Genomic DNA, 12,115 nt, shown 5'->3' on the forward strand with positions numbered 1-12,115 from the left:
AAATATATTCGCCAGAACCGCGGTACCGAAGTGCTCGCCAAGGCCGATACGGCCCGGGTGAAGCTCTGGGCCCCTTACGGCCTCAACTAGGAGCTAGCGGAACATGGCACGCGTCAAACGGGGTGTAACCACCCGCGCCAAGCACAAGCGGATCCTCGACAATGCGAAGGGCTATTATGGCCGTCGCAAGAACACGATCCGCATCGCCCGCCAGGCCGTCGAAAAGGCCGGGCAATATGCCTATCGCGATCGCAAGGTTAAGAAGCGCAGCTTCCGCGCCCTGTGGATCCAGCGCATCAACGCTGCGGTTCGCGCCGAGGGTCTGACCTATGGCCAGTTCATTCACGCGATGAAGCTGGCGAACATCGATCTCGACCGCAAGGTCCTGGCCGACATCGCGATGCACGAGGGCGAGGCTTTCTCGGTACTCATCGCGCAGGCGAAAGCGCACCTCCCCAACGAGGGGGATCGCCAGGCGGCCGTCGCCGCCTGAGCGACCAATGGAACGACATCAAGGGGCGCTCGGCACCAGCCGCGGCGCCCCTTTTGTATTCGGGGGGAATGCAATGCGGCTTCAGGCGATTGGCGACGCGGACTTCGCCTGGCTGATGGACGAAAGCCCCGCCCGATGCCCCGGCCCTGCCCGACGGCGGACTGGCACCGCCGGGCGTTCATATTTGAGCGTTGAATCGAAAAGGGCGCCGCAGTTGCCCGGGCGCCCTCTCCTAGTCGGATGCTCTTGCGGCATCCTCTCCTAACTTCTTGCGAGACGAACCCTACTGCCAGATCGAGTCGGGCTCCGCGGCGATGGTGTAGCGCGTGGTCGCGCCACTATTGTCGCGGAAGGTCAGCCGCTGCCACTCGGTCCGCGCCTTTACCTCGCACAGGAACGGCCCACTGATCTTCTCGGTGCCCGGCTCGAGTTGGCCGAATGCGCAGTCGGAGTAATCCCCCCCGATGACCCAGTAACGCCGTTGCATTGTCCTTGCTCCTTTAGTGCTGATGTCAGGCGTGAGCGAATTGTGCCGCTTCGGTCGATTCGCCGAGCGCGGTGGTCGATGCCGTTCCGGCCGAGATGACCGTCGCGACCTGGTCGAAGTAACCGGTGCCGACCTCGCGCTGGTGGCGCGTGGCGGTATAGCCGGCGGGTTCGCTGGCGAACTCGGCCTGCTGGAGCCGCGAGTAGGCCGTCATGCCTTCGTCGCGATAACCGCTGGCCAGTTCGAACATGCCGTGGTTGAGGCTGTGGAAGCCGGCCAGCGTGACGAACTGATACTTGTAGCCCATCGCCCCCAGTTCGCGCTGGAACTTGGCGATCGTCGCTTCGTCGAGCTTGGCGGCCCAGTTGAAGCTCGGGCTGCAGTTATAGGCGAGCAGCTTGCCCGGATATTTGGCGTGCACCGCCTCGGCGAACTTGCGCGCATCGGCGAGATCGGGGTGGCTGGTTTCCCACCACAGCAGATCGGCGTGCTCGGCAAACGCGAGACCACGGGCGATGCAATGGTCGAGACCGCTACCGTCGCGCAGGCGAAAGAAGCCCTCCGGAGTGCGCTCGCCGGTGATGAACTGGCGGTCGCGCTCGTCGATGTCCGACGTGATCAGCTTGGCGCTTTCGGCGTCGGTGCGGGCCACGACGAGCGTGGGGACGCCACAGACATCGGCGGCAAGCCGCGCCGCGTCGAGATTGCGAATCGCCGCCTGGGTCGGGATGAGGACCTTGCCGCCGAGGTGACCGCACTTCTTCTCCGATGCCAGCTGGTCCTCGAAATGGACCGCCGCGACGCCGGCCTCGATATAGGCCTTCATGATCTCGAAGCAGTTGAGCGGGCCGCCGAAGCCGGCCTCGGCGTCGGCGACGATCGGGACGAACCAGTCGCGCTGGGCACCGCCTTCGCTGTGCTCGACCTGGTCGGCGCGCTGCAGTGTCTTGTTGATTCGCTTGGCCAGTTCGGGACCGGCGTTGGCGGGATACAGTGACTGGTCGGGATACATTGCTCCGGCGGTGTTGGCGTCGGCGGCAACCTGCCAGCCCGACAGATAGATCGCCTCGAGCCCGGCGCGGACCATCTGCATCGCCTGGTTGCCCGTGACCGCGCCCAGTGCCCGGACAGGCTCATCGCGCTTCATCAGTTCCCACAGCTTGAGCGCACCGCGCCGAGCAAGCGTATGTTCGATCGTGAACGAGCCGCGCAGCCGCTCGACATCGGCCGGGGCGTAAGGACGGGTGATTCCGTCGAACCGGCCCGCAGGAGCAGCGATCAGCGAAGAGAAGTCGGACATTGGAGAGAGCTTCCTTGGAAATCGGACTGAGTCGAATGATTCGAATTTATTTCATCCTTCAACGCCAAATATCGGGCAAGGTCGCATCGAAAAGGGCGCGACTGTCACGAAATGACTTGTGCTTTCTGTAAATATTTTACAGAACAGGCAGATGACGACAACGCGAAAGCTGTTCCTCGGCGCCCGCCTCAAGCGCCTTCGCCGCGACCTCGGGCTACAGCAGAGCGCGATGGCGACGCAGCTCGGCATTTCCGCGTCCTACCTCAACCATCTCGAGCGCAACCAGCGACCGGTGACGGCCGGGATCCTGCTCCGTCTCGCGGAAGTATTCGACGTGAACGTCAAGGCATTCGCCGCTGAGGGCAATGAAAGCGCCGGCGCCGAGCATCTCGGCGAGATCTTCTCCGACCAGATGTTCAGCGACCTTGCCATCAGCCGCTACGAACTGGTCGAGCTAGCGGACAATGCCCCGACCGTCGCCGAGGGAGTGGCGCGGCTTTATACCGCTTTGCGCGACCTCCAGCGCCAAACCCACAGCGGCGACGGTGACGAAACCGATCCGCGCGGCCTGATCACGCCCGAGACCTGGGTGCGCGACTATATCCAGGAATCGAGCAATCACTTCCCCGAGCTCGAGGCCTGCGCCGAGACGCTCGGCGTGGCGATGGCCGACGCGCTGTCGATCGCCGAGCCACTCCGGCGGAGGCTCAAGGATGCGTGGGGAATCTCGTGCCGCGTCGTCTCGCCCGCGCTGTTGGGCGAGTCGACCCAGCAATATGACCCCGAGCGGCGGGTGTTCATGCTGTCGTCGCTGTTGCGAAGCGAAAACCGCACCTTCGGCCTCGCCTACCAGCTGGCGATGGTCGAGTTCCGCGAAGTCATCGAGCGAGTCGTCGAGGCCGCCGCGCCGCCTGATCAGGGGTCGCGCCATTTGCTTCACGTCAGCCTGGCCAACTATGCCGCCGGCGCGATCATCATGCCTTATGGCCGCTTCCTCGCCTCGGCCGAGGAGTATAATTATTCGATCGACCGGCTGTGCGGCGAATATGGCGCCAACGTCGAGCAGGTCTCGCATCGGCTGACGACACTCGGCCGGCCGGGTGCGCGCGGCGTGCCGTTCTTCATGATCCGGGTTGATGCGGCGGGCAACATTTCGAAGCGCTATGCTGGCAACGCCTTCCCCTTCTCGCGGTTCGGCGGGACCTGTCCACGGTGGAACCTCCACGCCGCGTTCCAGAACGCCGGCAAGGCGATCAGCCAGGTCATCGAGACCCCCGACGGCCAGCGCTTCTTCACCATCTCGCGAACCATCGAGCGGCCGATCCGTCCCGATGTCCAGTCCGACGGCCTGCTCGCGGTCGGGCTCGGCTGCGAGCTTCGCTATGCCGAGAAACTGCACTGCGCGGCGGGGCTCGACCTTGCCAACCCGCCGACCACCCCGATCGGTCCGGCCTGCGCGATCTGCCCGCGAATGAACTGCCCGCAGCGCGCCACGGCGCCCGCCGGCCGGGCGCTCGCCGTCGACGAGAATCGCAAGACGATTTCGCCTTACCCGTTCGTTCCGGCGTGACCGCTTTGCAATGTGCGGTGCGCTGCGGCTAGAGCCGCGTTCATGACCGAACCTGCTGACCCTACTCTCGCGCGCTTCTACGGTGCCGACACGCTTCCCGAGCTCGAGGCGATGCGGGTCGCAATGCTCGGCAAGTCGGGAGAGATCACCGCGCAGCTGAAGTCGCTCGGGCCGATGACCCCGGAGCAGCGCGCGATCGAGGGTCCGAAGATCCACGCCCTGCGCGAAGCCGTCACGGCGGCGATTGCGGAACGCAAGGTCGAGCTCGAGGCGGCCGAGCTTGATGCGCGTCTCGCAACCGAGCGGCTCGACCTGTCACTCCCCTCGCGCGAAACCCCGCGGGGATCGATCCACCCGGTCAGCCAGGTGATGGACGAGCTGGCCGAGATCTTCGCAGACCTTGGTTTCGCGGTCGCCGAAGGTCCGGAAATCGAGGATGACTGGCATAATTTCACCGCGCTCAACATTCCCGAAACGCATCCCGCGCGCGCGATGCACGACACGTTTTATCTTGCTGGCGAGCATGAGCGCCCGATGGTCCTGCGGACCCATACCTCGCCGGTCCAGATCCGCACGATGATGGCGAGCAAGCCGCCGATCCGCCTCATCGCGCCCGGCCGCGTCTATCGCAGCGACAGCGACGCGACCCACACCCCGATGTTCCACCAGATCGAGGGGCTGGTGATCGACAAGGGCATCACCATGGGCCACCTCAAATGGACCCTCGAGACCTTCCTCAAGGCCTTCTTCGAGCGCAACGACATCGTCCTTCGCCTGCGCCCGTCCTACTTCCCCTTCACCGAGCCGTCCGCCGAGGTCGATGTCGGCTGGTCGATGGAGAATGGCCGCCGCGTCGTCGGCGGGTCCGAAGGCTGGATGGAAGTCCTCGGCTCGGGGATGGTCCACCCGCGCGTCATCGCCGCCTGCGGTCTCGACCCCGACGAGTGGCAGGGCTTCGCCTTCGGCACCGGCGTCGATCGCCTCGCGATGCTCAAGTACGGCATGAACGACCTGCGCGCCTTCTTCGACGGCGACCTGCGTTGGATGAAGCACTACGGCTTCTCGTCGCTCGACGTGCCCACGCTCAGCGGGGGGATCGGCGCGTGAAGTTCTCCCTGTGCTGGCTCAAAGAGCATCTCGACACCGTTGCCGACGCGGCCACCATCGCCGACACGCTCAACCGCATTGGGCTAGAGGTCGAGGGCGTCCACGATCCCGCCGAGGCGCTTGCCCCGTTCAAGGTTGCGCGCGTGCTCACCGCCGAGCGCCACCCGCAAGCGGACAAGCTGCAGGTGCTCACCGTCGACACCGGCGACGGCCAGCCGCTCCAGGTCGTGTGCGGCGCGCCCAATGCCCGCGCGGGGATGCTCGGCGTGTTCGGCGGACCCGGCGCCTATGTCCCGGGCAGCGGCATGACCCTCAGGAAAACCGCGATCCGCGGGGTCGAGTCGAACGGCATGATGTGCTCGGTGCGCGAACTCGAGCTCGGCGACGAGCATGACGGCATCATCGAGCTTCCCGCCGATGCCCCGGTCGGGGCCAGCTACGCCGACTATGCCGGTATCGACGACCCGCTGTTCGACGTCGCGATCACCCCCAACCGCCAGGATTGCATGGGCGTGCGCGGCATTGCCCGCGATCTCGCCGCGGCAGGGCTCGGCGCGCTGCGCCCGCTGGCCGCTGTCTATCGGATGGAGGAACGTTCACCGCTTGTCCTAGGCGGAGCGGCGCCAGCGGTGCGCACCGACGACCCCGAGGGCTGCCCGGCGTTCTACGCCCAGGCCGTGTCGGGGCTGACGAACACCGCGTCGCCGCCGTGGCTCCGGCAAAGGCTCAAGGCGATCGGCCAGAAGCCGATTTCGGTGTTGGTCGATATCACCAACTTCCTCACGGTCGACCTTGGCCGACCGCTGCATGTCTATGATCGCGCCAGGCTCAACGGCGCTCTGGTCGCGCGCAAGGCCCGCGCGGGCGAAACGGTGCTCGCGCTCAACGGCAAGAGCTATGCGCTCGACCCGGCGATGACCGTCATCGTCGACGACGCCGAGGTCCATGACATCGGCGGGATCATGGGCGGCGAACACAGCGGCGTCACGAATGCGACCACTGACGTCATCATCGAATGCGCCTGGTTCGACCCGGCCGGGATTGCGCGGACCGGCCAGAGACTGATGCTGACGAGCGATGCCCGCCAACGGTTCGAGCGCGGCGTCGATCCCGCTTTCCTCGACGAAGCGTTGGAGATCGCGACGCGGCTGGTCGTCGATCACTGCGGCGGCACCGCCAGCCCCGTCACCCGCTCCGGGCAGCCGCCGCTCGAGTCAAAACGCGTCGCATTCGATCCAGCGCTGACCCTGGCGCTCGGCGGGGTGGCGATCGCCGAGGAAGAGCAGCGCGCGATCCTCGATCGGCTCGGTTTCAGCTTCGATGGGGGCGACGCGATCGTCCCGAGCTGGCGCCGCGATATCGACGGGCCCGCCGACCTGGTCGAGGAAGTCGTCCGGCTCCACGGCTACGACAAGATCCCGTCGACCGCGCTGCCCCGCGCCGAAGGGGTCGCGCGGCCGACCGCGACGCGCGCTCAGACGGTCGAACGCCGCGTGCGCCGCGCCGCTGCGGGCCGCGGTCTCGACGAGGCTATCAACTGGAGCTTCATTCCGACCGCTGACGCCGACCGGTTCGGCGGAGCGGCGTGGACCCTCGCCAATCCGATCAGCGAGGAGATGAAAGCGATGCGTCCGTCGCTTCTTCCCGGGCTCCTCGCCGCCGCCCGCCGCAACGTCGACCGCGGCGCCTCGTCGGTGCGACTGTTCGAGGTCGGCCGCCGCTACCTGGCGGAAGGCGAGCGGGCGACCGCCGCGATCCTGTTGGCTGGCGAGCGAACCCCCCGCGACTGGCAGTCCGGCAAGGCTCAGGGCTTCGACGCGTTTGACGCCAAGGCCGAAGTATTGGCGCTGCTCGAAGCGGCGGGCGCGCCGGTGGCGAACCTGACTCTGTCTCCGGATGCCGGTCCCACCTGGCACCCCGGCCGCTCGGCGACGCTCGGCCTCGGCCCCAAAACGATCCTCGCGGCGTTCGGCGAGCTGCATCCCAGGTTGGCCAAGGACCTCGACGCCCCCGCCGGGACGGTTGCCGCCGAAATCTACCTCGACGCCATCCCCGCGCCACGCGCGAGCGGCCGAGCGCGCAGCGCCTTTTCACCCCCCGCGCTCCAGGCGATCAAGCGCGACTTTGCCTTCTTCATTCCCGCGGGCGTCAGCGCCGACGCGTTGCTGCGGGCGGTGCGCGGGGCCGACAAGGCGCTGATCACCGGTGTAAGGCTGTTCGACCGGTTCGAGAGCGACGCGGGCCTCAGCCTCGCTATCGAGGTGACGCTTCAGCCGGGCGAGAAAAGCTTCACCGACGCCGAAATCGTCGCGATCTCGGCCAAGATCGTCGCCACCGCCGACAAGCTCGGTGCCCGCCTCCGCGGCTGAGCAGGCGGTTCGCGCCGCCTTCGCCGAGCAGGCGGGCTGGTGCCGATCGCTTGGCTCGCCGCTCACCGCGCTGGTCTGCGATCTCCTCGCCGAGCGCCCATGGCCTGAGAGCGTGGTCGCAAGACGGCTGAGCGAATGGCCCGGCGACCCGCGCCCGTCGGGCGATGCAGTCCCGCTCAGGCTGTGCGGCGGGCTTCACGCCGGGGTCCGCTCGGGGGCGCTGTCCGCGCTCGCCGAATGTTATCCACCCCACGTCCTGCCCGAACGCGAGCAGCTCGGCAGTGCAATCGATGAGGCGATCGTGTTACCCGCGCTTGCCGAATGCCTTGATCGGCCGCCACAGACCAACGAAGTCGGGCGCGCCAACGCGCTGTTTGCAGGCGCTCTCGCCTTCGCCGATCGCTTTCCGGTGCCGGTCGTACTGTTCGAGCTCGGCGCGAGTGCGGGGCTCAATCTCAGGATGGACCGCTTCGGTTATGACCTCGGCGGGCTGCGCACCGGCGATCCCGCCTCGTCGCTTCAGCTCAAGCCCGCGTGGCGCGGGCCGCCGCCGCCCGATTCGCGAGTCGAGGTGATCGAGCGTCGTGGCGTCGACCTCAACCCGCTCGATCCGGTCACCGACGGCGACCGGCTGATGGCATTCGTCTGGGCCGATCAGGCGGATCGGGTCGCTCAGCTCGAAGCAGCGCTAAAAGTCGCCCGCACCCACCCCGTGACTCTCGACAAAGGCGACGCCGCGGACTGGATCGAGGCGCGGCTGGCCGAGCCGCAGCGCGCCGGCACCAGCCGCCTCGTCTATCATTCGATCGCCCTCCAATATTTTGCACCGGAGAGCCAGCAGCGTGTCGCCGCGGCAATCGAGCGGTCCGGGAAAGCCGCAACCCCGGCCACGCCAATCGGCTGGCTGCGGTTCGAACGAAGTCCCGACGATCAGGATCCGACGTTGCGCCTTCGGTCTTGGCCCGGTGGCCAGGACCGGTTGCTCGCGACCTGCCATCCCCACGGCGGGACGATCAACTGGCTGGGCGGCGCTCGAGGTCGTTGATCGCCTGGTGCACTCGCGCCTCGATTTCGCTGCGCGGAAGGCCGGGCGGGATGGTTTCTCCGATTCGCCACGTGACGACGCCGGGGCGCTTGACCAGCCCCCTTGGCCAGACGAGCCCCGCGTCCATCGCCACTGGCACCACCGGCAACCCGGTCGCGCGATAGAGCGCCGCGAAGCCCGGTTTCAGCTCGGGCTGTTCGCCGACCGGGACGCGCGTCCCTTCCGGAAAGATTACCACTGGCCGCCCGTTCGCCGCCGCCGCCTTGCCCGCCTTGACGAGGTTGCGCAGCGCCGCCGGCCCGGCCTCGCGATCGACCCCAATGACGCCATAACGCTGCGTCAGCCAGCCAAACAGCGGCATGTCGCTGAGCTGGCGCTTCATCACGACCACCGGGGTCGAAAAGACGCGCAAGGTCGCGACCGCCTCGTACATCGACTGGTGCTTGATCGTGAACAGCACCGGGCTGCTCGGAAGCTCGCCCTCGAACCTTTCCTCGATCCCGATCAGGTGGCGGGTGAGAAAATGGTGAAAGTTCGACCAGCCGTGAACGACCGCGCGCATCGGCTTCACGCCGATGACCGACACGGCCAGCCCGGCGAGGACGTAGAGCAAGGTGCCGAGATAGAAGATCAGGTTGAACAGCAGCGAGCGGACAAGGTTCATACGTCGAGCCACACCGCCATCCGCCGCAGCAGATATTTATTATATTCGGCGAACAGGGTCATAAGGTTCGGCTCGGTGCGCACGGCGTCGAACGTGATGTCGTAGCGCCGCCCAAGCTGGCTGCGGAACTCGTAGCTGGCGCGGCGCATGTGCCAGTCGCTCGTCACCAGCGTCACCGAGCGATACCCGTGGGCATCGAGCCAGCGCTTGGCCTCCTCGGCGTTCGAGCGGGTGTCGACGCTCTCCGAGCCAAGGTCGACACAGCATTCGAGCAATGCCTGCCGCCCGCCGAGCCGCCGCGCGAGATCGCGTTTGGTCACCGACGGGTCGGCGCCCGCGATCAGCATGCGGGACGCGCGGTGGGCGGCGAGGCGCCTGATGCCCTGCTCGATCCGGCCACTGCCACCAGTGATGACGACGATCGCATCGGTCGTCGTCTTGGCCGGAGCGGGAACGCCGAGCGTGACTGCGAATAGCGCGAACAGCATCGCGTAAAGCAACACCAGCAGGGCACCGGCGCGCACGGTCACAGGCTGGCCCTCAACGCGGCAAGCACGGCGGCGCGGGCGACGAGCGTGGCGAGCAGCGCCACCGCGAGCGGCAGCAGGGCGAGGGCCACAAGGTCGGACGGATGGAGCAGCGGACCGCCAGCCAGTTCGGCGACCATCCCGGTTGCACCGCCGAGGATCGCGAACAGGACCAGTGCTGCGGCGACGCCCCCCGCGACGCCGCCGGCCAGCGCGTCGAGCGCGATGCGCCGCTGGAACAGGCCCGCCACCTGACGATCGGTCGCGCCGACGCCGTGCAAGATCTCGATCGTCGTGCGATTGGTGTCGAGCGCCGACCTTGCCGCGAGCACGACCACCGCGGCGCTCGCCAGTACGACCAGCAGCACCAGCCCGGCAGCGAGCAGCGCGACCGCGTGAAGTCCCGACAGCAAGGGCCGCAAGCTGTCCGCATGCGCGACAAACCGTGCGCCCGGTACCGCCGTTTCGATCCGGCGGCCGATCGCGACCGGATCGGCATCGGGCCGGAGCTCTACGTCGACCATCGCCGGCAGCGGAAGGTCGCCTCCCGCTGCTGCAGCGGGCCCCAGCCAGCGCTCGAGCGTGGCGCGCATCTCGGTCTCCGGCACTGGCCGCGCGCTCGCGACACCGGCCGCCGAGCGAGCCGCCGCCACCACCGCCGGCAACCGCGCGGCGCCATCCGCAAGCTGCACCGAATAGCGCTGGCTAACCCCCGCCGAAACAATCCCCGCCACATTTTTGAGGGAGAGGCCGGCGGCGGAGACGGTGACGATCAAGAATACCATAATCATGATCACCCACGGTGTGGCACCGCGGAAGCCTCCGCCGGGGATCAGGCGGCGGTCGGGCGCAGAGGCGAACAGCCAGTTCATCAGGCGCGCCCGCGCGGCGGATGGCGCAGCGTTCCGGTCGGGTCTGCCAGTGTGCCATTCTCCAGCCGGATCAAGGATGCACCGGGGGTCGCGGCGATCAACCCGAGGTCATGCGTGGCAATAACGACCGTCGTGCCCTGGCGGTTCATCGCGGTGAGCAGGTGGAGAATGCGCTGCGCCATTGCCGAATCGACGTTGCCGGTCGGCTCGTCGGCGATGATGAGGTCGGGGCTGGCGATCACCGCGCGGGCGATAGCGACGCGCTGCTGTTCGCCGCCCGAAAGCGTCGCCGGCCGCGCGCTCGCCCGGTCGGAGAGCCCGACCCACGCCAGCATCTCGCGCACCGGACCCTCGACCGACATCTCGCCCCCTCCGCTAATGCGAAGCGGCAGCGCGACATTGTCGAATACCGACAGGTGGCGGACCAGCCGGAAATCCTGGAACACCACCCCGATCCGCCGCCGCAGCGCCGGCAGTTCGTCGCGCGCCAGCTGGTTGACCTCCTGCCCGAACAGGCGAACCGCGCCGCGCGTCTGCCGCTGGGCGAGGTAAAGCAGTTTGAGCAGCGAGGTCTTTCCCGCCCCAGATGGCCCGGTGAGGAAGGTGAATCCGCCAGCCGCGAGCCGCAAGTCGAGATCGCGCAGCACTTCGGCGCCGGTGCCGTATCGCAGGCCGACGCGCTCGAATTCGACGATGGACGCTTCCCCCGACACAACCCCGGTGTCGCACACGGACCGCCGCCTTGCCAAGCAGCACGCATTGCTGTTTACCGCCCTGACGTTTCACCGAAAGACGGCGCGCGCATGATCCTCACCTGTCCCGCCTGCGAAACCAGCTATTCCGTCAAGGACGGCGCCATTCCCCCGCAGGGTCGCAATGTGCGGTGCGCGTCGTGCAAGCATAGCTGGCATCAGGACGGCGAGCCGGGTGCGGTAACGCAGGCCTCGGTCTCGCCGAGCGAGCCACCGGCCCCGTGGCCCGAACCGGGCCCGACGCCCCATTCCGAGTCAATCACCGAGCCTGAGCCCGACCCCGAGCCTGGCCCCGATCCGGAAACCACGGCGGAGGTCGAGCGGCCACAGACGAGCCCATCCGCCGAGCAGTTCGAGCGCGGAGACGTGCCCGAAAACGAGGCGGACGCCGATCCCGTCCCTGTTTTGGACCGACCGGTCACCGCAAAACCCAGCGTCGCCTACGAATTTCGTCGTGATCCCCGCGTCTCGCTTCAACCTGGGATCGAGGACGATAGCGCTGCCTTAGTCGATTCGGCGGTCGCGGCTTCGGCAAACAGCCAGGCCGCCTCGGTGGACGCGACCGACCCGCCATCTGACTGGAACGACGCCAGCTACGCCGCCGACGAGTCGCCCGCGCCGCGCCGCAAGGCGCCGCTCATCATCCTCGCGCTGGTGCTGTTCGTCGCGCTGCTCGCCGCCGCCGCGTGGTTCTTTGCCCCGCCGTCGTGGATGGCGCGCGCCGGGCTCGCCAGCGCGTCGACCGACAGTCCGTTGAAGTTGATGGTCACCAGCCAGGACCGGCAGAAGCTCGCCAGCGGCAATGACCTCGTCTCGCTCAGCGGACGGGTGATCAATCCGACCGACGCGACCCAGGCGGTGCCCGCGCTTCAGGCCGACCTGCGCAATGGAGCCGGCAAGCTGGTTTACAGCTGGACGATCGCCCCGCC

12 protein-coding genes and 1 pseudogene are annotated in these 12,115 nt (G+C 67.5%); 7 read left to right on the top strand and 6 right to left on the bottom strand.

The annotated features are described in order from the left end of the window. Together Q0R27_RS00390 and rplT are read left to right on the top strand one after the other, a co-directional pair. Window positions 1–90: pseudogene (locus Q0R27_RS00390) on the top strand (50S ribosomal protein L35); the annotation flags it as partial. A 13-nt stretch (window positions 91–103) separates the two neighbouring features. Continuing rightward, window positions 104–493 carry a 50S ribosomal protein L20 gene (gene rplT / locus Q0R27_RS00395; RefSeq protein ID WP_293940050.1) on the top strand — a complete coding sequence of 130 codons (390 nt, stop codon included), beginning with the start codon at window positions 104–106 and terminating at the stop codon, window positions 491–493. 283 nt (window positions 494–776) lie between these two features. Here the strand turns inward: rplT and Q0R27_RS00400 are convergent, their stop codons facing one another. Both Q0R27_RS00400 and aceA read right to left on the bottom strand, forming a co-directional pair. Next, window positions 777–980 (bottom strand): hypothetical protein, encoded by a 204-nt coding sequence (locus Q0R27_RS00400; RefSeq protein WP_293940051.1) that lies wholly within the window; start codon window positions 978–980, stop codon window positions 777–779. 25 nt (window positions 981–1,005) lie between these two features. Further along, window positions 1,006–2,280 (bottom strand): isocitrate lyase, encoded by a 1,275-nt coding sequence (gene aceA / locus Q0R27_RS00405; RefSeq protein ID WP_293940053.1) that lies wholly within the window; start codon window positions 2,278–2,280, stop codon window positions 1,006–1,008. A 151-nt stretch (window positions 2,281–2,431) separates the two neighbouring features. Between aceA and Q0R27_RS00410 the strand changes: the two genes are divergently transcribed. Genes Q0R27_RS00410 through Q0R27_RS00425 form a run of 4 tightly spaced genes read left to right on the top strand, consistent with a single transcriptional unit; the run spans window position 2,432 to window position 8,371 of the window. Continuing rightward, on the top strand, window positions 2,432–3,850 hold the full coding sequence (locus Q0R27_RS00410) for a helix-turn-helix transcriptional regulator (protein WP_293940054.1): 1,419 nt from the start codon (window positions 2,432–2,434) through the stop codon (window positions 3,848–3,850). Between the two features lie 42 nt (window positions 3,851–3,892). Next, complete coding sequence (gene pheS, locus Q0R27_RS00415; protein WP_293940055.1) at window positions 3,893–4,957, top strand: phenylalanine--tRNA ligase subunit alpha; 1,065 nt, start codon at window positions 3,893–3,895, stop codon at window positions 4,955–4,957. Further along, the gene (pheT, locus tag Q0R27_RS00420) at window positions 4,954–7,326 is read left to right on the top strand and encodes a phenylalanine--tRNA ligase subunit beta (protein ID WP_293940057.1); all 2,373 of its coding nucleotides are present in this window, start codon (window positions 4,954–4,956) and stop codon (window positions 7,324–7,326) included. The genes pheS and pheT overlap by 4 nt, the downstream gene beginning before the upstream one ends. Further along, entirely contained in the window at window positions 7,307–8,371 is a 1,065-nt protein-coding gene (locus Q0R27_RS00425; protein ID WP_293940058.1) for a DUF2332 family protein, read from the top strand. Before pheT ends, Q0R27_RS00425 begins: the two co-directional genes overlap by 20 nt. Here the strand turns inward: Q0R27_RS00425 and Q0R27_RS00430 are convergent. The 4 genes from Q0R27_RS00430 to ftsE are packed head-to-tail and all read right to left on the bottom strand — an operon-like array spanning window position 8,340 to window position 11,165. Then, window positions 8,340–9,035 carry a lysophospholipid acyltransferase family protein gene (locus Q0R27_RS00430; protein WP_293940060.1) on the bottom strand — a complete coding sequence of 232 codons (696 nt, stop codon included), beginning with the start codon at window positions 9,033–9,035 and terminating at the stop codon, window positions 8,340–8,342. The genes Q0R27_RS00425 and Q0R27_RS00430 overlap by 32 nt on opposite strands. After that, window positions 9,032–9,565: a YdcF family protein gene (locus Q0R27_RS00435; RefSeq protein WP_293940062.1), complete on the bottom strand. Its 534-nt coding sequence runs from the start codon at window positions 9,563–9,565 to the stop codon at window positions 9,032–9,034. Before Q0R27_RS00435 ends, Q0R27_RS00430 begins: the two co-directional genes overlap by 4 nt. After that, the gene (locus tag Q0R27_RS00440) at window positions 9,562–10,434 is read right to left on the bottom strand and encodes an FtsX-like permease family protein (protein ID WP_293940064.1); all 873 of its coding nucleotides are present in this window, start codon (window positions 10,432–10,434) and stop codon (window positions 9,562–9,564) included. Before Q0R27_RS00440 ends, Q0R27_RS00435 begins: the two co-directional genes overlap by 4 nt. Next, window positions 10,434–11,165: a cell division ATP-binding protein FtsE gene (gene ftsE, locus Q0R27_RS00445; protein ID WP_293940066.1), complete on the bottom strand. Its 732-nt coding sequence runs from the start codon at window positions 11,163–11,165 to the stop codon at window positions 10,434–10,436. The genes Q0R27_RS00440 and ftsE overlap by 1 nt, the downstream gene beginning before the upstream one ends. A 72-nt stretch (window positions 11,166–11,237) precedes the next feature. Here ftsE and Q0R27_RS00450 point away from each other — a divergent pair. Continuing rightward, a partial coding sequence (locus Q0R27_RS00450; RefSeq protein ID WP_293940068.1) for a zinc-ribbon domain-containing protein occupies window positions 11,238–12,115 on the top strand: 878 nt, incomplete at its 3' end.

It is taken from the genome of Sphingomonas sp. (assembly GCF_025362505.1).
Taxonomy (GTDB): Bacteria; Pseudomonadota; Alphaproteobacteria; order Sphingomonadales; family Sphingomonadaceae; genus Sphingomicrobium.